General features: G+C 65.2%; 21 protein-coding genes, 1 pseudogene and 2 riboswitches. Of the genes and pseudogenes, 14 read left to right on the top strand and 8 right to left on the bottom strand.

Features of this window, described 5'->3' with window-relative positions; translation table 11 throughout:
- Window positions 1-68: 68 nt before the first annotated feature.
- Window positions 69-488: pseudogene (locus tag MO486_RS16505) on the top strand (hypothetical protein); the annotation flags it as partial.
- 786 nt (window positions 489-1,274) lie between these two features.
- On the opposite strand, the gene gcvH reads toward MO486_RS16505, so the two are convergent.
- The 4 genes from gcvH to MO486_RS12035 form a co-directional block, all read right to left on the bottom strand.
- Entirely contained in the window at window positions 1,275-1,670 is a 396-nt protein-coding gene (gene gcvH / locus MO486_RS12050; protein ID WP_242907967.1) for a glycine cleavage system protein GcvH, read from the bottom strand.
- A 106-nt stretch (window positions 1,671-1,776) separates the two neighbouring features.
- Complete coding sequence (gcvT, locus tag MO486_RS12045) at window positions 1,777-2,877, bottom strand: glycine cleavage system aminomethyltransferase GcvT (protein WP_242907963.1); 1,101 nt, start codon at window positions 2,875-2,877, stop codon at window positions 1,777-1,779.
- 98 nt (window positions 2,878-2,975) lie between these two features.
- A complete protein-coding gene (locus MO486_RS12040) occupies window positions 2,976-3,407 on the bottom strand; it encodes an NfeD family protein (RefSeq protein WP_242907961.1) in 432 nt (143 codons plus the stop codon).
- 3 nt (window positions 3,408-3,410) lie between these two features.
- Complete coding sequence (locus tag MO486_RS12035; RefSeq protein ID WP_242907959.1) at window positions 3,411-4,361, bottom strand: SPFH domain-containing protein; 951 nt, start codon at window positions 4,359-4,361, stop codon at window positions 3,411-3,413.
- 341 nt (window positions 4,362-4,702) lie between these two features.
- Between MO486_RS12035 and MO486_RS12030 the strand changes: the two genes are divergently transcribed.
- From MO486_RS12030 to MO486_RS16445, 3 genes are read left to right on the top strand one after another with little or no spacing between them, the layout of a single operon-like run.
- Window positions 4,703-5,281, top strand: coding sequence for a sigma-70 family RNA polymerase sigma factor (locus MO486_RS12030; RefSeq protein WP_242907957.1), 579 nt, complete (start codon window positions 4,703-4,705; stop codon window positions 5,279-5,281).
- Window positions 5,274-5,816 carry a hypothetical protein gene (locus MO486_RS12025; protein WP_242907955.1) on the top strand — a complete coding sequence of 181 codons (543 nt, stop codon included), beginning with the start codon at window positions 5,274-5,276 and terminating at the stop codon, window positions 5,814-5,816. The genes MO486_RS12030 and MO486_RS12025 overlap by 8 nt, the downstream gene beginning before the upstream one ends.
- 51 nt (window positions 5,817-5,867) lie before the next feature.
- A complete protein-coding gene (locus MO486_RS16445; protein ID WP_305037371.1) occupies window positions 5,868-7,025 on the top strand; it encodes a PDZ domain-containing protein in 1,158 nt (385 codons plus the stop codon).
- Between the two features lie 162 nt (window positions 7,026-7,187).
- Here MO486_RS16445 and MO486_RS12015 read toward each other — a convergent pair whose 3' ends face one another.
- Window positions 7,188-8,159: an aldo/keto reductase gene (locus tag MO486_RS12015; RefSeq protein WP_242907953.1), complete on the bottom strand. Its 972-nt coding sequence runs from the start codon at window positions 8,157-8,159 to the stop codon at window positions 7,188-7,190.
- 81 nt (window positions 8,160-8,240) lie between these two features.
- On the opposite strand from MO486_RS12015, the gene MO486_RS12010 reads away from it, so the two are divergent.
- From MO486_RS12010 to metE, 6 genes are all read left to right on the top strand, one after another.
- Window positions 8,241-9,377 carry a GGDEF domain-containing protein gene (locus MO486_RS12010; protein ID WP_242907952.1) on the top strand — a complete coding sequence of 379 codons (1,137 nt, stop codon included), beginning with the start codon at window positions 8,241-8,243 and terminating at the stop codon, window positions 9,375-9,377.
- 123 nt (window positions 9,378-9,500) lie between these two features.
- A complete protein-coding gene (locus MO486_RS12005) occupies window positions 9,501-10,799 on the top strand; it encodes a nucleoside transporter C-terminal domain-containing protein (protein WP_242907950.1) in 1,299 nt (432 codons plus the stop codon).
- Window positions 10,800-10,883: 84 nt separating this feature from the next.
- On the top strand, window positions 10,884-11,852 hold the full coding sequence (locus MO486_RS12000) for a ribokinase (RefSeq protein ID WP_242907948.1): 969 nt from the start codon (window positions 10,884-10,886) through the stop codon (window positions 11,850-11,852).
- 21 nt (window positions 11,853-11,873) lie between these two features.
- A complete protein-coding gene (locus tag MO486_RS11995; protein WP_242907946.1) occupies window positions 11,874-12,470 on the top strand; it encodes a DUF4893 domain-containing protein in 597 nt (198 codons plus the stop codon).
- Between the two features lie 26 nt (window positions 12,471-12,496).
- Window positions 12,497-13,510 (top strand): tRNA dihydrouridine synthase DusB, encoded by a 1,014-nt coding sequence (gene dusB, locus MO486_RS11990; RefSeq protein ID WP_242907941.1) that lies wholly within the window; start codon window positions 12,497-12,499, stop codon window positions 13,508-13,510.
- A 75-nt stretch (window positions 13,511-13,585) separates the two neighbouring features.
- Window positions 13,586-13,815: riboswitch (cobalamin riboswitch) on the top strand.
- A gap of 234 nt (window positions 13,816-14,049) precedes the next feature.
- Window positions 14,050-16,341: a 5-methyltetrahydropteroyltriglutamate--homocysteine S-methyltransferase gene (gene metE / locus MO486_RS11985; protein WP_242907939.1), complete on the top strand. Its 2,292-nt coding sequence runs from the start codon at window positions 14,050-14,052 to the stop codon at window positions 16,339-16,341.
- A 54-nt stretch (window positions 16,342-16,395) separates the two neighbouring features.
- On the opposite strand, the gene MO486_RS11980 is transcribed toward metE, so the two are convergent.
- Genes MO486_RS11980 through MO486_RS11970 form a run of 3 tightly spaced genes read right to left on the bottom strand, consistent with a single transcriptional unit; the run spans window position 16,396 to window position 20,038 of the window.
- Complete coding sequence (locus MO486_RS11980) at window positions 16,396-17,463, bottom strand: metal-dependent hydrolase (protein WP_242907937.1); 1,068 nt, start codon at window positions 17,461-17,463, stop codon at window positions 16,396-16,398.
- 44 nt (window positions 17,464-17,507) lie between these two features.
- Window positions 17,508-18,329: a UDP-2,3-diacylglucosamine diphosphatase gene (locus tag MO486_RS11975; protein WP_242907935.1), complete on the bottom strand. Its 822-nt coding sequence runs from the start codon at window positions 18,327-18,329 to the stop codon at window positions 17,508-17,510.
- The gene (locus MO486_RS11970; RefSeq protein WP_242907933.1) at window positions 18,326-20,038 is read right to left on the bottom strand and encodes a lysophospholipid acyltransferase family protein; all 1,713 of its coding nucleotides are present in this window, start codon (window positions 20,036-20,038) and stop codon (window positions 18,326-18,328) included. The genes MO486_RS11975 and MO486_RS11970 overlap by 4 nt, the downstream gene beginning before the upstream one ends.
- A 207-nt stretch (window positions 20,039-20,245) precedes the next feature.
- On the opposite strand from MO486_RS11970, the gene metK reads away from it, so the two are divergent.
- The 4 genes from metK to MO486_RS11950 all read left to right on the top strand — a co-directional run bounded on the left by metK (window position 20,246) and on the right by MO486_RS11950 (window position 24,741).
- The gene (metK, locus tag MO486_RS11965; protein ID WP_242907931.1) at window positions 20,246-21,469 is read left to right on the top strand and encodes a methionine adenosyltransferase; all 1,224 of its coding nucleotides are present in this window, start codon (window positions 20,246-20,248) and stop codon (window positions 21,467-21,469) included.
- Between the two features lie 72 nt (window positions 21,470-21,541).
- Window positions 21,542-21,619, top strand: a riboswitch (S-adenosyl-L-homocysteine riboswitch).
- 39 nt (window positions 21,620-21,658) lie between these two features.
- Window positions 21,659-23,095 (top strand): adenosylhomocysteinase, encoded by a 1,437-nt coding sequence (ahcY, locus tag MO486_RS11960; RefSeq protein WP_242907928.1) that lies wholly within the window; start codon window positions 21,659-21,661, stop codon window positions 23,093-23,095.
- 73 nt (window positions 23,096-23,168) lie between these two features.
- Window positions 23,169-23,999 (top strand): methylenetetrahydrofolate reductase [NAD(P)H], encoded by an 831-nt coding sequence (gene metF, locus MO486_RS11955; protein ID WP_242907926.1) that lies wholly within the window; start codon window positions 23,169-23,171, stop codon window positions 23,997-23,999.
- 106 nt (window positions 24,000-24,105) lie between these two features.
- Complete coding sequence (locus MO486_RS11950) at window positions 24,106-24,741, top strand: hypothetical protein (protein ID WP_242907924.1); 636 nt, start codon at window positions 24,106-24,108, stop codon at window positions 24,739-24,741.
- Window positions 24,742-24,744: the final 3 nt, after the last annotated feature.

Below are 24,744 nucleotides of genomic sequence, written 5' to 3'. Positions count from 1 at the left end.
CCCCTCCCCGCCTGGGCACGCGGGAAGGGGCTTGGACTACGGCTATCGGGTTTAATTACATCATTGGCATAACGGGGGCGGGCATCGCCACCGGCGCAGCCTTTCGGGCTGCCTTCTTCTTCTTCGCTGCAGGCTTCTTGGCGGCCTTCTTCGCAGCAGGCTTCTTCTTCGCAGCCTTCTTGGCAGTCTTCTTCGCGGCCTTCTTGGCAGGACGCTTAGCAGTCTTCTTGGCAGCCTTCTTGGCAGTCTTCTTCGCGGCCTTCTTGGCAGGACGCTTAGCAGTCTTCTTGGCAGCCTTCTTGGCGGTCTTCTTGGCAGCCTTCTTAGCCGGCTTGCGCGCGACCTTCTTGGCAGCCTTCTTCACGGTCTTCTTGGCAGCCTTCTTGGCGCCCTTCTTGACGGTCTTCTTGGCCGCCGACTTCTTGGCGGTCTTCTTGGCTGCCTTCTTGGCAGCAGGTTTCTTCTTCGCAGCTTTCTTAACGGCCATGGTATGGCTCCTCGTCAGTGGACTTGCTTGGCTAGAACTGCCCAGTTCGAAGCGACATCGCGGGAGTCGGACCCGCGATCAACCGCCGACGCGCGAGGCGCGCCGGGACGGATTCGGCATGCCCGGCGTAGTCGCGCCGGGCACAAAAAAACCCGCGACGCAGGGCGCTGCGGGTTTCGAGAATTCGATGACGTTGCGTTTTCGTGGAGGAAACGGGGCCTGCGTCCACCGTGAAATTTGTCCGGGCGGAGGTCCGTGTTGTGCTGCTCGTTTTCGCGTTTGTTCGTATCACTCGCTTCTGCAGGCAACGTCTGCTGGGGCGAAACCTAATCACGGTTTTTTCAACTGTCAACAACCTGTCGCAATTTTTTTCGCGGCGGCCGGGGCGCGGGGTCGGCGCGAACGGCGGCGATCACGGGGGCGAGTGCACGCGATGCGCGCGTTGAAATCGCACGCCGCGTAATCGCATTTACGTGAAAGCACTATTTTTTAAGTACTTTCGCAAAACACGAAACAACGCGCGTTGATCGCGCATGCAATCGTCGAGGGTCACGCAGGGTGCCGGTGAACTCCGCTGCACGCCCGAATCGCCCCCTGAAAATAATTTTGCTGACGGGCGGATTTTTCGCGCCGCACCACCCGATTTGCGCGAAATTGCGCGGCCGATATTTCCCCGTCGCGGCATCGCGATCGATCGATCATCGCCCCCCGAGAAGTACAAACCGTTCCGCAAAAACGACTCCGGCCGCGAATGCGGCCGGAGCGGAACAACTGTGTTCGAACGACCTCAGTGGTCTTCGTCTTCCAGCAATTCGGCATAAGCATCGGGATCGAGCAGGTCGTTGAGCTGCTCCGGTTCCTCGGCTTCGAGCACGAAGATCCAACCGTCGCCATAGGCGTCCTCGTTGATCGTCTCCGGCTTGTCCGACAGCGCGGCGTTCACCTCGACGACCTTGCCGGTGATCGGCGCATAGACGTCGGAAGCGGCCTTCACCGACTCGACCACGGCGCAGGCATTGCCGGCTTCGATGCGATCGCCGACGTTCGGCAACTCGACGTAGACCAGGTCGCCGAGCAGGCCCTGGGCGTGATCGGAAATGCCGACGGTGACTTTGCCGTCGCCTTCGACGCGGGCCCACTCGTGGGACTTCAGGAATTTCAGGTCGCCAGGGATCTCGCTCATCGTGGGGCTCCGTGCTGTGGTCGGTGACGCTTGCGGTCGGGTGGAACGGCGGGAAGAGGGTCGTAGTTTAGCGAAGCGTGGGGACGCCTGTTCAAGTGAATTCCGTTCAAATGCCTTCCTGCGCTTTGCCGTCGCGGACAAACGGGAACTTGACCACGCGCACCGGCACTTCCTTGCCGCGGATGTCCACGCGGACGTCGCCAGGCGCGCCCGCCGGGACGCGCGCGAATGCGATCGCCTTGCCGAGCGTCGGGGAGAACGTACCGGAGAGGATTTCGCCCTCACCGTTCGCGGTCAGCACTTTCTGGCCGTGACGTAGCACGCCCTTCTCGTCCATCACCAGGCCGATCATCTGCCTTGGCACGCCCTTCGCCTTCTGTGCTTCGAGCACGTCACGGCCAGTGAAGGCACGGCCTTCGTCGAGCGCAACGGTCCAGGCCAGTCCCGCTTCGTAAGGCGTGATCGTTTCGTCCATGTCCTGGCCGTAAAGGTTCATGCCGGCTTCCAGGCGCAGCGTGTCGCGCGCGCCGAGGCCAGCGGGCTTCACGCCGGCGGCGAGCAATGCATTCCACAGCGCGACGGCATTGCCTTCCGGCACCACGATCTCGAAACCATCCTCGCCGGTGTAACCGGTGCGGGCGACGAACAGCGGCGTACCGTCCTTCGCCTTCACCTCGGCGGCGGCGAACTTGCCGAGCTTGCCAGCGGCTTCGGCGCCCGCGGCATCGAGCAGGCCGAGCACGCGCTCGCGCGCGGTCGGGCCCTGCGCCGCGATCATGGCGAACTCGCTGCGTTCGGTGACGGACACATCGAATGGCTTCGCCTGCGCGGTGATCCACGCCAAGTCCTTGTCGCGGGTAGCTGCGTTCACGACCAGGCGGAAGAAGTCTTCGCCCAGGTAATAGACGATGAGGTCGTCGATCACGCCGCCGTCGGCATTGAGCATGGCGGTGTACAGGGCTTTGCCCGAGACCTTGAGCTTGTCGACAGAATTGGCGACCAGTTGGCGCAGGAAGTCGCGCACACGTGCGCCCTTCAGGTCGACCACGGTCATGTGCGAGACGTCGAACATGCCGGCGTCGCGCCGCACCAGATGGTGTTCCTCGACTTGCGAGCCGTAATGCAGCGGCATGTCCCAGCCGCCGAAGTCGACCATCTTGGCGCCGAGTGCGCGATGGGCGTCGTTGAGGATGGTTTTCTGGGTCATGCCGGCTCCGTGGGGGATGCGCGGCCGCACAGCGCGGCCGGAAGCCGGCAATTATCACATGTGGCGCCGGTGCGGCCGGCGCCACCGTATGGCTGCGATCAGGCGACTTCGACCTTCAAGGTCATGCCGTCCGCGGCGATGATTTTCACCGGTGTGCCCATGGGTAATTCCGGGCCGGTGACAGTCCAGTAGGCATCGGCAATCTGCACGCGGCCCTGGCCGTTGACGATGGCACGATCCAGCGGTACCACGCGCCCGACCAGCGCGGCGGCACGGCGGTTCAACGCCGGCTGGTCGCTCTGGCGCTGGCGGCCGCGGAAATACTTCCGGTAGATCTGGATCGAAACGAAGCTGAGCACGATGAAGGCCGCAACCTGCGCCAGCACCGGAATCCCCGGTACCAGGAACACGACCAGGAACACCACCACCGCGGCGAAGCCCAGCCACAACATGAAAGCGCCCGGCGCCAACGCTTCCGCCGCGAACAGCAGCAGCGCCACCGCCGCCCAGGTGAAGACATCCCAACGCATGGCTCAGCCCCCTTGGCGCGGCGCGACCGCGGTGCGGCTCGGTTGGCGATCCATCGCTTCCTTGGCCAGTTCGGCGATGCCGGCAAGCGAACCGATCACGCCGGCGGACTCCATCGGCATCATCACGAACTTCTGGTTCGGCGCCTCGGCCAGCGCCTTGAACGCCTCGATGTACTTCTGCGCGACGAAGTAGTTGATCGCCTGCACGTTGCCCTGCGCGATCGCGGTCGACACCAGCTCGGTCGCCTTGGCTTCGGCGGCGGCGAGACGCTCGCGCGCTTCAGCAGCGCGGAACGCGGCCTCCTTGTTGCCTTCGGCTTCGAGGATCACCGACTGCTTCTCGCCCTCGGCCTTGAGGATCGCCGCCTGGCGGAAACCCTCGGCTTCGAGGATGTTGGCGCGCTTCTCGCGCTCGGCTTTCATCTGTCGCGCCATCGAATCGACCAGGTCGCGCGGCGGCTGGATGTCCTTCAGCTCGATGCGGTTGACCTTGAGCCCCCACGGATGCGTCGCGGCATCCACCGCCAGCAGCACCTTGGCGTTGATCTCGTCGCGTTTGGACAGCGACTCGTCCAGGTCCAGCGAACCGATCGAGGTACGGATATTGGTCATCACCAGGTTGAGGACCGCCACTTCCAGCTGCGCGACCTCGTATGCGGCCTTGGCGGCATCCAGCACCGAAAAGAACACGATGCCGTCGACCTTCACCACCGCGTTGTCCTTGGTGATCACGTCCTGCGACGGCACTTCGAGCACCTGTTCCATCATGTTGATCTTGCGCCCGACGCCCTGGTAGATCGGCACCAGGAAATGCAGGCCCGGAGTCAGCGTATGGGTGTATTTGCCGAAGGCCTCGACGGTCCATTCGTAGCCCTGCGGCACCATGCGCACGGCCTTGAACAGGACGACGACACCGGCGACTAGCAGGACGATGGCAAGCAGCGATCCAGTCATTGCACGAACTCCCCTATGGATGGGTCGAGTATAGGGGCAGGCTGCGACCGTTTCCGTCCGGCGCGCATCTAGACTCGATACATGGCCAAAGGAGCTGATGACATGGGCGAAGTAGGTCGCGCCGGGCCTGAGGGCGTGCGAGGCAAGGAAGAGCGAGGACGCGTATGTCGATACGCAACCGAGCGATGACGCGGCATCGCGCGTCCTCAGGCCCGGCCCTTCGGGTTGCTCCTCAGTGGCCACCATGCGGCGCCGCGCGCCTTGACCTTGCAGCCAGCAAGGCGCTGCGGCACGCACCACCACCTGGCGGCCACTGAAGAGCAACGCGACCTACTTCGCCCATGTCATCAGCTCCTTCCAGCTTCGCGATCGAGGTGCCCGACGCCCTGCTTGCCCGCGCGCGAGCCGGCGAGCGGGCGGCGTTCGAGCAGCTGTACCGCTGGTTCGAGCGGCCGGTATTCACGCTGGCGCTGCGCATCGCCGGCAACCGCGAGGAAGCGCAGGACGTGTTGCAGGAAACGATGTTGAAGGTGCTTGGGCGGATCCGGGAATTCCGTGGTTCGAATGGCAGCCCGTTCTGGGGCTGGCTGCGGCAGATCGCGGTCAACGAGGCACTGATGCGGCTGCGCAAGGATCGCAAGTTCGCGCACGAAGTCGCGGTCGAGTGCGATGACGATTTCGCCGAGGACCACGGCCCGTTACCGCCGGCAGCAGCGGACGCCGCCGCACTGCAACGCGCGCTCGCCACCCTGCCCGTCGCCACGCGCAGCGTGCTGTGGCTGTACCACGCCGAAGGCTATACCCACGAGGAGATCGCGGTGCTGATGGAACGCACTGCCAGCTTCTCCAAATCGCAGCTCGCGCGCGGCACCCGTCGCCTGCGCGTGCTGCTCGATGTACCGGAGCCGATCCATGTCTGACACACGAACACCCAAGCAATGGAGTGACGCCTTCGCCGCCTTGCCCCTGGAGCAACCGGCGACAGACGGTTGGTCGCGTGTCGCTGCCCGGCTCGACGCGCGCAAGCGCGCACGCTGGCCGATGTGGCTGGCGACCGCGGCCGCGCTGCTGCTCGCCATCGCCCTGCCGTGGCGCATTGGCCAGCGCTCCACAGATCTCGCCCCGCATACCCCTGCCAAGCCTGCAATCGTCGCGACCACCGATTCACTCGAACAGTTGTATGCCGAATCCGCCCAACTCGAGGCCCTGCTGGCGATGGCGCGCGACGAGCGCGTGTCGAGCGGCAGCGCGGCCGCAATGGCGGGCGACCTCGACCGGCAGCTCGCCAGCATCGATGCCGCGCTGATGCAGCCGGACCTGCCACCCGCGCGGCAACTGGCGTTATGGCGCGATCGCGTCGAAGCCCTGCGTGCGGTGGTGGGTTTCGAAGGCACGCGCCGCTGGTTGGCCGCGCAAGGCGAGCGTTACGACGGCGCCTTGGCCTTGGTCGATTGACGGCTGCGACGTTTGCGGCGCTTCGATCATCTCTTGAATCGTGATCCATCCATGCACGAGGTCGATATGAAGTCCTTCGCTCCGAAACCGGCCGCACTCGGCCTTGCTCTGGCCCTGCTCCTCGGCAGCGGCATCGCGTCGGCGCAAACGCCGACGCCGAAACCAACCCCCAAGGCCGATGCCGCGGCGCAGTCCGAACTCGACGCTGCGCGGCGCGACCTGGACCGCGCTGCGCGCCGCGTGGCGGAACTCTCGCACCAGCTTGGCCATGAAGACGAGGACATCCGACGCGTCGAGCGCCGCATGGTCCGCAAGCCGGTGATCGGCGTGCTGCTTGCCCCGGACGAACGCGCTGGCGTCCGCATCGCCGGGGTCACGCCCGACAGTGCCGCAGCGAAAGCGGGACTACGCAGTGGCGAACGCATCGTCAGCATCAATGGCGTGCAGGTGCTCGGTAGCGATGGCGAACTGCGGGTCGAGAACGCACGCAAGTTGCTCGGCAACCTGGATACCAGGACCGAAGTGAAGCTGGTCACCTTGCGCGACGGCAAGACCGTGGTCACCAAGGTCACGCCGACGCTGGACCGACAGGTCGCCGTCATGCGCCGCGGTGCGCCGATCGCATTAAGCCTTCCCCGGCCGCTCGGCATCGATCCGGACATCCGTACCGAAATCATCACGATGGGCCCCGAAGGGCATTGCAGGGGCGACAACTGCAAAGTGCTGGCCGAAGCCTTCCGCTGGAACGGCCTCAACCTCGCCTCGATCGACCCTAAACTCGGTCGCTACTTCGGAACCACCCGCGGCGTGCTGGTGCTGAGCACCGGCCCGGACCTGGCCGGACTGCAAGCCGGCGACGTGATCCACAAAGTCGATGGCAAAACGGTGAACTCACCGCGCGAAACGATGGCCGCATTGCGCGGCAAGCCCGCCGATAGCCTGGTCGCGATCGATTATCTGCGAGATCGCAAATCGGCCAGCACCAAGCTCAAGGTGCCGAAAGCGCTGCCCCGCATACCGCTGCCGCCAACTCCGCCCGCACCGCCAGTGGCGCCGAGAGCGCCAGCGCCACCGCCTCCACCGCCGGGCACGGCGTTCGAGCACGAAATCATCCTCAACGGTGAGGCGCCGGCCATGGCCTTCGCGCCGGAGGCGCCGCTGCCACCCGAGGCGCCGGAGATCATCGAGATCCAAGTCGAAGCACGCTGACCGCCTCTTGTAGGAGCGGCTTGCAGCCGCGAGCTTTTGTTCTTGCCCCTGTGGGAGCGAATGTATTCGCACGCTGTTCGATTAGCGAAAGGGCGTGCGAATACATTCGCCCTCCCCGAACCCAAGCGCAAAGCTCGCGGCTGAAAGCCGCTCCTACAAAAACTAGGACGTCGCGGCCTCAAGCCGCGCCCAGATGCTTTCATCGAAGCGTTCGACGAGGTCGAGCGCCTCCAGGTTCTGCAGCAACTGTTCCTTGCGCGTGGCGCCGAGCAGCACCGTCGACACGTGGGGGTTGCGCAGACACCACGCGATCGCGAGCGGCGCCGGCGGCACGCCCAGTTCCTGCGCGAGTGCAGTGTATTTGCGGGTGCGTTCGATCCGCCGTGATTCGGCATCGCCTAATACCCATCGCTGCAGCCAGCCGTAGCCTTCCTGGCCGAGTCGCGAGTCGTTCGACACACCTTCGTTGTATTTGCCGGTCAGCAGGCCGGAGGCGAGAGGCGACCAGATCGTGGTGCCGAGGCCGTATTCCGAATACAGCGGCGCATATTCGAGTTCGACTCGCTCGCGGTGCAGCAGGTTGTATTGCGGCTGTTCCATCGTCGGCGCATGCAGATGATGTGCGCGCGCGATCTTGTGCGCCTCGCGGATCGCCGCGGCGGGCCATTCCGACGTGCCCCAATACAGCACCTTGCCCTGGCGGATCAGGTTGTCCATCGCCCACACCGTTTCCTCGATCGGCGAGTCGGGATCGGGGCGATGGCAGAAATACAGGTCGAGGTAATCCACGCGCAGGCGCTTGAGCGCGCCGTGGCAGGCGTCGACCACATGCTTGCGGGACAGGCCCTTCTGCGTCGGCCGCGGATCCTTGGCCGCACCGAAGAACACCTTGCTCGACACGCACCACGAATCCCGCGGGAAGCGCAGGTCCGCAAGCACGTCGCCCATCACCCGCTCCGCCTCGCCATCGGCATAACCCTCGGCGTTGTCGAAGAAGTTGATGCCGTGGTCCCAGGCCGCGGCGATCAGCTCGCGTGCTTCGCTGCGCCCGATCCGGGTACCGAAGGTGACCCAGGCGCCGAACGACAGCGCCGACAGCTGCAGGCCGGATGATCCGAGACGGCGGTATTGCATGGCTTTGGCTCTCCTGAAGCGTAGACGCAGTTTAACGCCCGTCCCCGCGCTATCCTCGCCATGGGCATGCTGGGGGAACCGATGGGAGCTTCGGGACAGAAGATTCGCGACATCGCGACCGCACTGCTGTCGCGGCCGGACGAGATCATGCTCGAGGTCGGTGCGGGTGGCGAACTGCTGGTGGCGCGGCTGCGCGTCGTCGTCGCGGCAATGCTGCTGCTGTTGCCGCTGGTGAATGCAATGACCGGTGGCACCGTCGCGGAAACGATGATCGGCCTGGCCGGTGCGGTTTTCGTCAACGTTTTCGCACAGGTATGGCTGGCGCTGGCGCGGCGCAAGCGGCGGTTCCAATGGTTGCCGTTCGCGTCCGGCGCCTACGATGCAACCGCTGCGACGCTGGTGCTGATCCTGCTGGCATTCAACGATCTGCCTTCCGCGCTCAACAGCATGATCGTCTGGTGCGGTTACGTACTGGCCATCGTGCTGACGGCATTGCGTAGCGATGGGCGTGTCACCTTGTTCGTCGGTGCGCTGACGATCGCGCAATATGCGTTGCTGATATTCGTGGTGTTCGCGATCGCGGCCTCGCCCGAGAACCTGATCTCCAGCGAGTACGGCACCGTCACCCTGAGCAACCAGGTCCAGCGGCTGGTGCTGCTGGTGATCTTCACCCTGATCACCACGATCGTGGTGTACCGGATGCAGCGTCTGGTGGAGATGTCCGGCACCGACGGCCTTACCGGACTACCCAACCGGACCTGGCTGCTGCACCGCTTCCCACGCCTGCTCGACGCGGTGCGCGGCGACGGTGTCAGCCTGTGCGTGGCGCTGATCGACCTCGACCATTTCAAGCGGATCAATGACGAAGTCGGCCACCAGGCCGGCGACCGGGCGCTGCTGCACGTGGTGACGACGCTGCAGGAGCAGATGGAAGAGGGCGAGTGGTTGGTGCGGTTGGGTGGCGAGGAGTTCGTGTTGCTACTGCGCAAGCCGCTGGGCACATCGTGGGAACGCGTCGACGGCATGCGCCGCATGGTCGCCGCGCGCCGCTTCATCCCCGATCAGGGCGCAGACGCATTGCCACTGACATTCAGCGCCGGCGTCTGCAGCTATCCGAACGAAGCCACCGATCTCTCCAGCCTGCTGCGTCGCGCCGATTTGCGCTTGAACCTGGCCAAGCGCAGTGGCCGCAATCGGGTGCTAGCGCGGGACGCGTAATCCAGGACTTGCGGACGCGCTCCGAGCAGGTCGCACCGAGCCTTCGGGTGACTCCTCGGTTGCCGCACTCCACTCCCTGCACTAGGCTGCGGCGTCGACGGTGACAGTACTCAGGGGTAGGGGATGGAAGTTTTAGCGCGGATCGGCTTCGGCCTGTTCGGCCTCGCAGTGCTGATCGGCATCGCCTGGCTGTTCTCGAATAACAGGAAAGCCGTCGACTGGCGCCTGGTGTTGACCGGTATCTCGCTGCAGGTCGCCTTCGCCGCGCTGGTGCTGCTGGTACCGGGCGGGCGCGACGTGTTCGACGCGCTCGGCCGCGGTTTCGTGAAGATCCTCGGCTTCGTCGCCGCGGGCTCGAACTTCATCTTCGGCTCGCTGATGGACACCTCCAAGTTCGGCTTCATCTTCGCCTTCCAGGTGCTGCCGACGATCATCTTCTTCGCCGCGCTGATGGGCGTGCTCTACCACCTCGGCGTGATGCAGACGGTCGTGCGCGGCATGGCCTGGGCGATCACCAAGGTGATGCGCGTGTCCGGCGCCGAAACCACCAGCGTCTGCGCCAGCGTCTTCATCGGCCAGACCGAGGCGCCACTGACCGTGCGCCCGTACATTTCGCGCATGACCGAATCGGAACTGATCACGATGATGATCGGCGGCATGGCGCATATCGCCGGTGGCGTGCTCGCCGCGTACGTCGGCATGCTCGGCGCCGGCGATCCGGTGCAGCAGGCGTTCTACGCCAAGCATCTGCTCGCCGCTTCGATCATGGCCGCGCCGGCGACGCTGGTCGTGGCCAAGCTGTTGATCCCGGAAACCGGCAATCCGTTGACACGCGGCACGGTGAAGATGGAAGTGGAGAAAACCGCCAGCAACGTCATCGATGCCGCTGCCTCCGGCGCGGCCGACGGTCTGCGCCTGGCGCTGAATATCGGTGCGATGCTGCTCGCCTTCATCGCGCTCATCGCCCTGATCAACTCCCCGCTGACCTGGCTCGGTGAAGTCACTGGGTTGCAGCAGGTACTCGGCAAGCCGACCGACCTCGCCGCGGTCTTCGGCTACCTGCTCGCCCCGCTCGCCTGGGTGATCGGTGTGCCGTGGCAGGATGCGACGACCGTCGGCTCGCTGATCGGGCAGAAAGTCGTGATCAACGAATTTGTCGCCTATCTGCAACTCGCCGACATCGTCAACGGCAAAGTTGCGGGGGTGACGCTGACCGACCAGGGCAAGCTGATCGCAACATATGCCTTGTGCGGCTTCGCCAACTTCTCGTCGATCGCGATCCAGATCGGCGGCATCGGCGGCCTTGCGCCGGAACGCCGCCACGACCTCGCCCGCTTCGGCCTGCGCGCGGTGCTCGGTGGTTCGATCGCGACCTTCATGACCGCGACGATCGCGGGCGTGCTGACATACCTGGGTTCGTAGGGTGGGTCTTGACCCGCCAGCGAATCTGTATCGACATGCGGCGGGTCAAGACCCGCCCTACGGGAATCATGAACCGCCAACGTCATGACTAACGTCGTCGTCATCGGGTCGTTCAACGTCGACCACGTCTGGACCGCAGCCACGTTGCCGCGACCGGGCGAGACGCTGAGCGGTGGGTATACAACCGGCCCCGGCGGCAAAGGCTTCAACCAGGCCACTGCGGCGGCACGGGCCGGGGCCGACACTTTGTTCGTCTGTGCTCTTGGCGATGACGTCGGCGCGCAACTCGCACGCGCGTTGGCGGCTGCCGATGGCATCGCGCTGCACGACCAGCGCAGCGAAGCGCCAACCGGCACGGCGGGCGTCTTCGTCGATGCATCGGGGCGCAACAGCATCGTGATCGGCCCGGGCGCCAATGCCACGTTGTCGCCGGCGTTCGCCGCACAACAAGCTGCTGCCGTCACCAGCGCACGCGTGCTGCTGGGCCAACTGGAAACGCCATCGGACGCCATCGCCGCGGCCTTCTCGCTCGCGCGCGATGCCGGCGTTACGACCCTGCTGAATCCCGCGCCGGCGAACGCGGCCGTGCCGGCTGCGCTGCTCGCGCTCACCGACGTGCTCACTCCGAACGAAACCGAGTTCTGCGCCCAGCTCGAACGCCACACCGGCGAACGTGCCAACGCCAACACGCTCACGACGCAGGACGACGCGACCCTGCACGCGCTGTGCCGCCGCCTGCTTCCACACGGCAGCGTCGTCATCACCCTCGGTGCTGCCGGCTGCTTCGTTTCGCACGCCGGATCCAATGTCCGCGGCGACGGGAATGCGCATTACCGCCTTCCCGCCGAAGCGGCCAACGTGATCGACACCACCGGTGCCGGCGATGCGTTCAACGGCGCATTGGCGGCATCGCTGGCGAACACGCCGGATGCGTCGTTCGCCGCGCACGTCCGTTTCGCCAATCGCTATGCCGCGCTCTCGACCGAAACCGCGGGCGCGGCCGCATCGATGCCGCGACTGGCGCAGGTCGCGGCTCGTTTCGGCACTATTTGAGCCCCCCATGGAGACAGGGTCATGTTGCGCGCATTCCTGATCACCGCATTGCTGCTGGCAGCCGATGCCACTGCAGCCGAACGCTGCAACTGGAAGGCGATCGCACTGCCGCGACATCAGGCGATGGTCGAAGCCGAAGTGACACCGCTGCTGACGCGCATTCCGACCCAGTCGGACGATCCCGAATACATTTCCGGCGCCGGCCTGGCGCGCACGCTGCTCGCACAGGCGCGCAAACCGCAACCCCTCGGGCGCATCGAGGGCGATTGGCGCGTGTGCTCGATCCAGGTCCATGCCGATTTCGCCTATGCCTACCCGACCTTCAAGGCGCGCATCGACAAGGCCGCCTGCGGTTATCGTTTTGCCAAGATCAGCGGATCGCAGCGGCGCTCCGGGTTCCTTTGGCCCATCGCAGGCGACGTACGCCAGCTGGCGTTCCTCGGTGCGAACACCGTCAACGACGACCCGCCGCTTGACTACGACCCGCGCCGGCCGTCGATCGACGGCTTCGAGCACACCAACAGCGCAGGCCGCCTCCTGCGCACCGGGCCCAACGAACTCCTGCTGATCCTTGATGCCGACGGCAGCAGGTTCGAGCTCTACCAGCTCACGCGGTAGCCGTACGGTCCGGCGATAATGCCCGGATGCAGATCGGCTCCCACAGCATCGTCCCGAAGGTGATCCTCGCCCCGATGGCGGGTGTCACCGACAAACCGTTCCGGGTGCTGTGCAAGCGCCTTGGTGCTGGTTCGTGCGTGTCGGAGATGACGACGTCGGATCCGCGTTTCTGGAATACCAGCAAATCGCGCCACCGCATGGATCACGACGGCGAACCGGCCCCGATCAGCGTGCAGATCGCCGGCACCGTGCCCGCCGTGATGGCGGAGGCCGCACGCTACAACGTCGATCACGGCGCGCAGCTCATCGACATCAACATGGGCTGTCCGGCGAAGAAGGTCTGCAACGCCTGGTCTGGTTCGGCGCTGATGCGCGATGAAACCCTGGTGGCCCAGATTCTCGAAGCCGTAGTCAACGCCGTCGACGTGCCGGTGACGCTGAAGATCCGCACCGGCTGGGCTGCCGATCAGCGCAATGCGCTGACCATCGCGCGCATCGCACAGGACGCCGGCGTGCAGGCACTCGCGGTGCACGGACGCACGCGCGACCAGCAATACACCGGCGTCGCCGAGTACGACACGATCGCGGCGGTGAAGGCCGCGCTGACGATCCCGGTGATCGCCAACGGCGATATCGACTCGCCGCAGAAGGCCGCGTTCGTGCTGCATCACTCCGGTGCCGACGCGGTGATGATCGGCCGTGCCGCGCAAGGTCGGCCATGGATCTTCCGCGAGATCGCGCACTACCTCGCCACCGGCGAATTGCTGCCGGAACCCTCGCTGCAGGAGGTCCGCGATGTGCTGCTCGGCCACCTCGCGCATTTGCACGCGTTCTATGGCGAACCGGCCGGTGTCCGCATCGCGCGCAAGCACCTGGGTTGGTATGCGAAGGATCGTCCCGAGCATTCCGATGAGCAGCGGGCCGCATTCCGTGCCCTCGTGAATCGCGCCGAGTCCGCCGAAGCGCAGTTGCAGCTGACACGCGATTATTTCGACGCGCTGATCGCCGGGGTCGCCCCGGAGTTGCCGGCCGCAGCCTGAGGCCTCGTATGCTCATGCCTACCCGGCCCGCATGCCCGCGGCATCGGTGCATTGACGCAACCCCTCGCCGCGCGTAACTTCCCCCTCGCCAGCGGTCTTTATCGCTCAATCCTTATGGAGCGATAAAGCTAAGAGGGAACCCGGTGCGGCTCATCGAGCCAATTCCGGGGCTGCCCCGCAGCGGTATGTGGAAACGACCTCCGTCATGCACTGGGTGAAAGCCTGGGAAGCGACGGACAGTAGGTGAGGCCCACAACGCCTCGTGTCCACGAGCCCGAAGACCTGCCGCAGGCCGGCGTGCCGCAACACGCGCAAGCGTGCAAGGCGCGTCGTCCGACCTGGGTTTCCGCGGGGAAACGCCGGAGCGTCCGCATGTGCCGCCACGACTGGCGGTGCGGTCGTTCCTGCCTGCCCGCGGTGTCCGGTTCGCCCGTGGGGGCGAAGGTCGAAACCGCGCGGCGCGATTCACAACAACGCGATTCGCTCACGCGGTTGCCTTCGTTCCTCTTGATCACCCATCCGGCAAGAGGAATTTCAACATGTCACTCGTTACACATCTGGGTTTCCCGCGCATCGGCCGCAAACGCGAACTCAAGCGCGCACTGGAAAACTACTGGCGCGGCGACAGCAACGCCGACGCGTTGCAGGCAACCGCGCGCGAACTGCGACAACGGCACTGGGCGCTCGCTCGCAAGGCCGGCACCGACGTGGTGCCGGTCAACGACTTCTCGCTGTACGACCACGTGCTCGATACCGCGGTGCTGTTCGATGCGATCCCGACACGCTATCGGCCGCTGCTCGCCGACGATCCCCTGCGTGGTTATTTCGCGCTCGCACGGGGCCACAAACGCGACGGCCACGATCTGCACGCGCTGGAAATGACCAAGTGGTTCGACACCAATTACCACTACCTGGTGCCGGAACTCGAACGCGGCCAGCGCTTCGCGCTGGTCGGCGACAAGCCGGTCGCCGAGTTCCTCGAAGCGAAGGCGCTCGGCCACGACGCCAGGCCGGTGTTGCTGGGGCCGGTGTCGTTCCTGTTGCTGGCCAAGACGGTCGACGGCAGCGATCGGCTCGATCTGCTCGATGCGCTGTTGCCTGCCTACGCCGAACTGTTGGAAAAACTCCACACCGCCGGCGCCGACTGGCTACAGCTCGACGAGCCCTGCCTAGCACTCGATCTGTGCGATTCCGCGCGCGCCGCATACCGGCGTGCGTATGCGCAACTGAACGTCCTGGCGCGACGTCCGCGACTGCTGTTGGCAACGTATTTCGGTGCACTCGACGACAACCTCGAGCTCGCCGCGACGCTGGGCATCGATGGCCTGCATGTCGACCTCGTGCGCGCACCGCAGCAACTCGATGCCGTGCTCAAGAGCCTGCCCGCGCGCGCCGTGCTCTCGGCGGGCGTTGTCGACGGCCGCAATATCTGGCGCAGCGCGCCGGATCAGACCCTTGCACTGCTGCGTCGCGCGCACCAGCAGCTCGGCGATGAACGGTTGTGGCTGGCACCGTCGTGCTCGCTGCTGCACACGCCGATCGATCTCGAACCCGAAACCGCACTCGACCCGCAGCTGCGCGGCTGGCTGTCGTTCGCCCGCCAGAAACTCGAAGAGCTGCGCTGGTACGCCGACGCGCTCGCCGGCAATGCCGAGGCGCAGGCGAGGCTCGACGCCCAGCAGTCGGTGCTGACGCAGCGCCAGCATGCGCCCGGCGTGGTGCGTCCACGCGTGCGCGAGCGCCTCGCTGCACTGGGTCCGGGTTCCTCCCAACGCCAGAGCGACTACCCCACCCGCCGCACGCTGCAGGCCAAGGCGCTGGCGTTGCCACCGTTGCCGACCACCACGATCGGCTCGTTTCCGCAGACCGACGAACTGCGCCAGGCGCGCGCCGCGCATCGTGCCGGCCGTCTTGGTGATGACGAATACGAAGCGCTGCTACGGCGCGAGGTGGAGATCGCCGTGCGCTTCCAGGAAGAGGCCGGCCTCGACGTACTCGTGCATGGCGAGCCCGAACGCAACGACATGGTCGAATACTTCGGCGAGCAGCTCGAAGGGTTCGCCTTCACCAAGCAAGGCTGGGTGCAGAGCTACGGCTCGCGTTGTGTGAAGCCGCCGATCATCTACGGCGACGTCGCGCGACCGAAGCCGATGACGGTGGCATGGTCGCGCTACGCGCAATCGCTGACCACGCGGCCGATGAAGGGGATGCTGACCGCACCGGTGACGATGCTGCAGTGGTCGTTCGTACGCGACGACCTGCCACGTTCGGAAGTGTGCGGGCAGATCGCACTCGCCCTGCGCGACGAGGTGCGCGACCTAGAAGCCGCCGGCATCCGCGTCATCCAGATCGACGAACCCGCATTGCGCGAAGGCCTGCCACTGCGCCGCGCCGATTGGCCGGCCTACCTGGCCTGGGCGGTGCGCAGCTTCCGCATCACCGCCAGCGGCGTCGACGACGCGACCCAGATCCACACCCACATGTGCTACTCGGAGTTCAACGACATCATCGAGGCCGTCGCGGCGATGGATGCCGATGTGATCTCGATCGAAACCAGCCGCTCGCGGATGGAACTGCTCGACGCGTTTGTTCGGTTCCAGTATCCGAACGAGATCGGCCCCGGCGTGTACGACATCCACTCGCCACGGGTGCCCGATACCGCCGAGATCACGGCCCTGCTGCGCAAGGCACTGGACGTGCTGACGCCGCAGCAGCTGTGGGTGAATCCGGACTGCGGCCTCAAAACCCGCGGCTGGCCGGAGGTCGACGCGGCGCTACGCAAGATGGTGGCGGCGGCGCAGGCGATGCGCGCCACGTTGGCAGCGGCATAACGCACCAAATCTGCATGTAACCGGGCCCCGCGGAACGATGCTTCCGCGGGGCTTCTAATCGGATGACATGTAATCGGCTGACATCGTCTCGGGACGGCAACCGGCACCGCATTCGGCTGGCTCGGGTTGCCGCCAGATGCGAAGCCACATCGCACCAAGGCGCCGTCGCGCCTGCCACGGCCATTGCAGTTGTTCGACCGGTATCGCACGCCAGCCACCACCGTCGCGGGCGGCCACGGCGAAACGGAACGAATAGTCGGGTTCGGCGCCCATGCGCAGGTCCGACAACACCAGTTCGCCATCGCGCGCTTCCGCTTTCACGAAGTGGTGGTTGAACCACAGCAGTCGCGCCACCGCGGGAAAACCGCGCACCGCTTCGAGTGCCGGGACATCGGAGCGATAGGCGCGGAATTGCATCGGGCCGCGGTCGGCCACCAGCGAACGCTCGCCTTCGACGAAGCCGTCCGGCGTAATCGCCACTACTCGCCACAACAACGTGTTGAAGGGCATCGGCACCGAGAAACGTGGCGCGTCCTCCAGCCCGATCATCGCCAGCGACCGTTGCGCTTCCCGCTCGATCATCGTCTTGGCCAGCAGCGACCAGCCGAGATAAGCGACCGCGACCGCCAGCCCGCACGACAGCGCACGTTGTGCCAGCAGCCGTTCACGAGCGAGCCAGGCCACCACGCACGCCAGCAACAGCGGCAAGGTCAACGCCGGATCGATGATGAAGAGGCTCGACCACATCGCCGGCGGCAGCGGCAACGGCCACAGCAGCTGCGTGCCGTAGACCGTGAAGGCATCCAGCAATGGATGCGCGAGCAGCGTGACCATGAATACCCAGAACCAGCGTCGCGGCGCTTCCGCCACGCGGCCGCCCCGCTGCTTGAACCAGGCCCAGAGCGCCCAGGCCATGAACGGCAACACCAGCAGCGAATGCGTCGCGCCTCGATGCCAGGTCATGCGCACGACCGGATCGTCGCTCAGCAGCAGTGGGAGCACGTCCAGATCGGGCAACGAATTCAGCGCCGCGCCGGCGAGCAGGGCCGCACGCCGATGCTGCGGCGGTGCGATGGCGGCAGCGATCGCGCCGCCGACGAAGAGATGGGTCAGGGAATCCATGACCGGCATGCTACCCCGGCCATCGACTCTGCCCGCGGCTTAGATCACGCCGCGCGCGGCCACGATGCTTCCATCACCAATTGCAACCGAGGTGGCAACGATGCGAGCGTCTCGCCGTTGTGCGACAACAACCGTAAGGTGCCATCAGGATCTTCCGCAAGCGCGGTGAGGCTTTCGACCCAGTCGCCGTCGTTGGCGTAGACCAGGCCATCCTGCTGGATCAGTGCCGCGCGATGGATATGGCCGCAGAGGATGCCGTCGAGGCCGCGCTTGCGTGCATCGTCGAGGCCCGCCTGGACGTAGCGGGCGATGTAGCGTTCGGCGGCGCCGCTCTGGCGCTTGAGGAATTCGGACAACGACCAGTAGCGTTTGCCCAGGCGACGCCGCACCAGGTTCAACAGTTTGTTGCCGGTGAGGATGCGGTAGTACAGCCAGTCGCCAAATTTTTCCTGCAGGCTGCCGAAGTGGGTAGCGCTGTCGTAGTCGTCGCCGTGGGTGACCAGCAGGCGGCGGCCGTCGGCGGTGGTGTGGATGGTGCGGCGGCGGATCGACATGCGCGGCAGCATCAGGCCGCAGAAGCGGCGGATCGGGCGGTCGTGGTTGCCGGGCACGTAAATGATCTCGGTGCCGTCGCGACGCAGCCGGTGCAGTGCTTCGACCACGCGGTTGTGCGCTGCGCCCCAGACCGCGCGCCTTTGCGCCATCCACCAGAGATCGACGATGTCACCGACGAGGTACAGGCGCTGGCATTGCAGGTTGCCGAGGAAATCCGCCAGCTCCGCCGCGTGGCAGTGCTTGGAACCCAGATGCACGTCGGAGAGGAAGACCGCGCGCCGATAACTGGGGAGCGCGGTCGCCGGGCTCATGCCGCGGCCTCCACTGGAGCTGCTGCTTCGAGGTAGCGCTTGCGCTTCTTCGGCTGCACGCGTTGCAGGTCGACTTCGATCAGGCCGTCGACCGAATCGCTGAAATCCGGATCGACGCCGAACGCGAGGAATCGTGCCCCGCCCGGCTCGCACAGGTCGGTGTACTGCTTGTAGAGCATCGGGACGGTGGCACCGAGCGCGTCGAGGTTGGCCTTGAGCACGCGGAAACTGGTGTCGGCGTCGAGTTCGCCGAACTGCGGCGGTGCGGCGCGATACACGAACGGCCGCTTCGACACCGCTTCGATTTCCTGCGCACCGAAGAACCGTGCGTAGTAAGCGACGATCTGCTCTCGTGCGGCGATCGGCAATGCGGCGCTGATCGACACCGCGCCGAACAGGTAGCGAACGCGCGGATGCAGGCGCAGATAGGCGCCGATGCCCTGCCACAGGTAATCGATGCTGCGACCACCCCAGTATTCCGGCACGACGAAACTGCGGCCGAGTTCCATGCCCTGCGCGATGCGCGGCAGCGCGTCGTCCGCATAGTGGAAGAGTGTCGCGGTATAGAGCCCCTTGAGGCCGTGCTCGGCCAGCACGGATGCGCCACGCGCAATGCGGTAGGAACCGGCGATCTTCGACTGGGCGTCATCCCACAGCACGATATGTTCGTACCAACTGTCGTAGACATCGAGGTCGAGACTGCGGCCGGTGCCTTCGCCGACCGCGCGGAAGGTCAGTTCGCGCAGACGGCCGATCTCGCGCAGCAATGGCGAATCGGCCTGCAAGCGGCCGACGCAGATGCGTTTGCCGTCACCCGTCATACCGAGTGGCGCCAAGCGTTCGACTTCTGCGCGCATCAATCCGGGTGCCACCGGGGTCGCCAGCGGCTCCGGACCGATCGGTACCTGTTCGCGTGGCGTGCCGAGCGCATACAGCGCACGGCGGACGTCGCGCAGCTGGCTTTCCGTATCGCCGTCTGGGGGGATCGTAATCGGATGCCCCACGCGTAACGCGGCGCGACGCGCATGCCGGGTGAACATCTCGCGCGCCAGCAGCGCCGTCCCAGCCGGCTTGAACATCGCCGAGATGCCGTAGAACAGCGCCGAATTGCGTGCCGCGATCCGCACCGGCAGCACCGGGGCATCGCAGGCGCGGGCGAAGCGCAGGAAGCCCCGGCGCCAGCGCGTATCGCGCACGCCACGCGGGCCGAAGCGCGAGACTTCGCCTGCCGGGAACACGATCACGCATTCTTCGTTGCGCAAAGCCTGCTCGACCGCGCGCAGGTTTTCCGCACTCGGCTTGCCGCCGAGGATGCGCACCGGCAGCAGCAGGCCGTCGAGGTTCTCGATCGCGCCGAGCAGGTCGTTGGCGATGATCTTCACATCGCTGCGTACGCTGCCCACGAGATGCAGCAGCGCGAGTGCATCGAGCGCACCGGAAGGATGGTTGGCGACGATCAGCAACCGCCCACGCGCTGGAATGCGCGCCCGTTCAGCATCATCGACCTCATAGCGTGCCTGCAGGAATTGCAGCGCCGCCTCGACGAAAGCGAAGCCGCGCAACGAGGCATTCGCGGCGAGGAAGGCATCGATCGCGTCCAGCCGCGACCAGCGTTCGATCGTGCGCAGCAAAGGTTTGGCGATCCGGGCGCGACGGCCACGGAACCAGTGCGGATAACGTTCGGCAAGGCGGCGTTCGAGCTGGATCATGGGCGCGGATTGGACGCAGTGCTGCACACTGGCCAGCAGCCTGCACGTGCTCCGCGACATTCAGGTGGCGGTTACGCGACAGCCCGATGACAGCGTCCCATAGCGTCCTATGGCCCTCTCAGGGCAAAAAAGCGCAAGATGCGCATCCGCGCCGGGGCCTGTACAATACCGGCCATCTTTTCATCCGAATTAAGGGATATTCGCCTGATGTCCAGCTACCTCTTCACCTCCGAATCCGTCTCCGAAGGCCATCCGGACAAGATCGCCGACCAGATCTCCGATGCGGTCCTCGACGCGATCCTCGCGCAGGACAAGCGCGCGCGCGTGGCTTGCGAAACGATGGTGAAGACGGGCGCCGCGATCGTCGCCGGCGAAGTCACGACCACCGCATGGGTCGACATCGAAGCGCTGGCACGCAAGGTCATCAACGACATCGGCTACAACAATTCCAATGTCGGCTTCGACGGCCACACCTGCGCCATCATCAACATGCTCGGCAAGCAGTCGCCCGACATCGCCGCCGGCGTTGACCGCAAGAAGCCCGAGGAACAGGGCGCGGGCGACCAGGGCCTGATGTTCGGCTACGCCTGCAACGAGGCACCGGAATTCATGCCGGCGCCGATCTACTACTCGCACCGCCTGGTCGAGCAGCAGGCCAAGATCCGCAAGCAGAAGAATTCCAAGCTGCCGTGGCTGCGCCCGGACGCCAAGTCGCAGGTCACCCTGCGCTACGACAGCGCGCACAAGGTCGTCGGCCTCGATGCGGTGGTGCTGTCGACGCAGCATGACCCGGGCATCAAGCAGAAGGACCTGGTCGAGGGCGTATATGAGCACGTACTCAAGCCGGTGCTGCCGAAGGAATGGCTGAAGTCGCTGCCGAAGAACAAGATCCACATCAACCCGACCGGCATCTTCGTCATCGGCGGCCCGGTCGGCGACTGCGGCCTGACCGGCCGCAAGATCATCGTCGACAGCTACGGCGGCATGGCCCGCCACGGTGGCGGCGCGTTCTCGGGCAAGGATCCGTCCAAGGTCGATCGTTCCGCTGCGTACGCCGCGCGCTACGTCGCCAAGAACATCGTCGCCGCCGGCCTGGCCGACCGCTGCGAAGTGCAGGTGTCCTACGCCATCGGCGTGGCCGAACCGACTTCGATCTCCGTCACCACCTTCGGCACCGGCAAGATCAGCGACGACAAGATCGAGAAGCTGATCCGCAAGCACTTCGACCTGCGCCCGTACGGCATCGTGAAGATGCTCGACCTGATCCACCCGGTCTACCAGGACACCGCCGCCTACGGCCACTTCGGCCGCAAGCCGAAGGAAGTGACCTATGTCGACGGCAACGGCAAGAAGCAGAAGGCCACGGCATTCTCCTGGGAGAAGACCGACAAGGCCGACGAGCTGCGCAAGGATGCCGGCCTGAAGAAGTAACCATCGCCATTCCGGACATTGCGTCCGGAACGGCAAACAAACAGGCACGCGGCGCAATACCGCGTGCCCTGCCCCGCCGAGGGGCGCTGCGACCGTCGCAAGGACGGCCAGGCTCGGCGAGGTTCCACGCAACAACGGCGCCCGTTAATGCGAGTCCGCAGTAGGGACTCCCAACAACGGAGCAACACCATGAACGCACAAGTCAAACCTGCCCACGATTACAAGGTCGCCGACATCTCGCTCGCCGACTGGGGCCGCAAGGAAATCGACATCGCCGAGCACGAGATGCCGGGCCTGATGTCCATCCGCAAGAAGCACGCCGCCGCGAAGCCGCTCAAGGGCGTCCGCGTCACCGGCTCGCTGCACATGACCATCCAGACCGCCGTGCTGATCGAGACGCTGAAGGACATCGGTGCCGACGTGCGCTGGGCGTCGTGCAACATCTTCTCCACGCAGGACCACGCCGCCGCCGCGATCGCCGCGACCGGCACGCCGGTGTTCGCATGGAAAGGCGAAACGCTGGAAGAGTATTGGGACTGCACGCTCGACGCGGTGACCTTCCCGGGCCACGCTCCTAATCAGTATCTCGGGCCGGAGTTGGTCGTCGACGACGGCGGCGATGTCACCCTGCTGATCCACAAGGGTTACGAGCTGGAACAGGGTTCGAAGTGGGTCGATGAACCGGCGTCCTCGCACGAGGAGCAGATCATCAAGAACCTGCTCAAGCGCGTCGCCAAGGAGCGTCCCGGCTTCTGGACCAACGTGGTCAAGGACTGGAAGGGCGTGTCCGAAGAGACCACCACCGGCGTGCACCGCCTCTACCAGATCGCCGAACAGGGCAAGCTGCTGGTACCGGCGATCAACGTCAACGACTCGGTCACCAAGTCGAAGTTCGACAACCTGTACGGCTGCCGCGAGTCGCTGGCCGACGGCCTCAAGCGTGCGATGGACGTGATGCTCGCCGGCAAGGTCGCGGTCGTCTGTGGTTACGGCGACGTCGGCAAGGGCTCGGCGCACTCGTTGCGTGCCTACGGCGCGCGCGTGGTGGTCACCGAGATCGATCCGATCTGCGCGTTGCAGGCAGCGATGGAAGGCTTCGAGGTCAACACCATCGAAAGCACGCTCGGCCGCGGCGACATCTACGTCACCACCACCGGCAACAAGGACGTGCTGACGCTCGATCACATGAAGGCGATGAAGGACCAGGCGATCGTCTGCAACATCGGCCACTTCGACAACGAGATCCAGGTCGATGCGCTGAACGCTTCCGGCGCCAAGCGCATCAACATCAAGCCGCAGGTCGACAAGTACGTGTTCCCGAACGGTAACGCGATCTTCCTGCTCGCCGAAGGCCGCCTCGTCAACCTCGGCTGCGCCACCGGCCACCCGAGCTTCGTGATGTCGAACTCGTTCTCGAACCAGACGCTCGCGCAGATCGACCTGTGGGCGAACAAGGACAAGTACGAGAAGACCGTCTACCGCCTGCCGAAGCAGCTCGACGAGGAAGTCGCGCGCCTGCACCTCGAGAAGATCGGCGTGAAGCTGACCAGGCTCACCAAGGAACAGGCCGACTACCTCGGCGTCGCAATCGAGGGCCCGTACAAGCCCGAGCATTACCGCTACTGAGTACTACAGGCGGGCGGCTCCGGCCGCCCGCCCTGTTTCTGGCAATGCCCCGGCCACCGAGACGGATGTTGCGATGACCCGCTTCCCGATTTCCTTCGAGTTCTACCCGCCCAAAACCGACGAACAACGCGCGCAGCTCGACAAGACTGCGGCGAAGCTCAAGGCGCAGAAGCCCGAGTACGTGTCGTGCACGTTCGGTGCCGGCGGTTCGACGTTGTCGTACACCCCGGAAACGGTCGAGCGCCTGCATCACACCCACGGCCTCGATGCCGCGCCGCATATTTCCTGCGTCGGCGGTACCCGCACCGAACTGGGCGAGTTGCTCGAACGCTACAAGGCGATGGGCTGCAAGCGCATCGTCGCGCTGCGTGGCGACCTGCCCTCGGGCATGGGCCATACCGGCGATTTTCGTTATGCCTCGGATCTCGTCGAGTTCATCCGCAAGGAACATGACGGCTTCTTCCATATCGAAGTCGGCTGCTATCCCGAGATGCATCCGCAGGCCGACGACGCGCTCGCCGATCTGCGCCACTTCAAGGCCAAGGCCGACGCCGGCGCCGACGGTGCGATCACCCAGTATTTCTACAACGCCGACGCCTATTTCCGCTTCGTCGACGATGCACGCAAGCTCGGCGTGCAGATCCCGATCGTGCCGGGAATCATGCCGATTTCCAACTTCACCCAGCTGCGTCGCTTCTCGGACGCGTGCGGCGCCGAGATTCCGCGCTGGATCGCAAAGCGCATGCTCGCCTACGGCGATGATGTCGAAAGCATCCGCGCCTTCGCCGCCGATTTTGTTGCGGATTTGTGCCGACGCCTGATCGACGGCGGCGCACCGGCATTGCATTTCTACACCCTCAATTTGTCGAAACCGACCCTGAACGTCCTCGCCAACCTGCGCTGAATTCTTGTGGAGTTCAGCGCAAGCGCGCATTCAAGTAGTTTTTGCGACGGTGCATTGATCCAGGCAGGGTGACGCTACGCACATCCGATTTGGTGGATGTGCCCTCATGAAAGCCGTCATTGCAGGATTCGTACTCGCCGTATTCATAGCGATCATGGGTTCGCAACCGTTGCAGGCCGCGGACGGCCTCCAGCGCTGTGAATCCCCCGACGGCATCCTCGTCTATACCGACAAGCCCTGCGCATTGTTCGGCGCTAAGGCAGTGCCGATGTCGGGTGAGATGCTGGGGCGCATCGCGCGCGAAGAAGCCCAGTCGCTCGCCGCTGCCATCGAGCAGGGCATCGCCATCGAGATTGATTTGCCGACGACGCGACCTGTCGGGCGGCGCTCGCTCGCCAATGGCTGCGCGCGCACACCGACGCAGCTGGCGATGGACCTGCAGGGTGCGTTCGCGCTGGGCAACGTCAACCGTGTGGCCGAGAGCTATCACTGGGTCGGCTTGGATCATGCCCGCGGCCAACGCATCATGGATCGTCTCGACCACCTTGCACGCCGGCCGGTCGTCGACAGCCACTATTACGCCGCACGGATTTACGGTGCGGATGACGCCGGCGCCTGGCTCGCGACCAGCGCTGCCGACTCCGGCAACGGGGGCGTGTTGCAAGTCGTGTTCGGCGAAGGCGGCTCGGTGACCGATTTCGAGGTCGTGCGTCATGCCGGCTGCTATTTCGTGAAGTTCTGATCG

Origin of the sequence: Lysobacter sp. CFH 32150, from assembly GCF_022758295.1 — a bacterium.
GTDB lineage: Bacteria > Pseudomonadota > Gammaproteobacteria > Xanthomonadales > Xanthomonadaceae > CFH-32150.
Note: the sequence above shows the minus strand (reverse complement) of the source record. Positions and strands in the feature narration are given on the sequence as shown.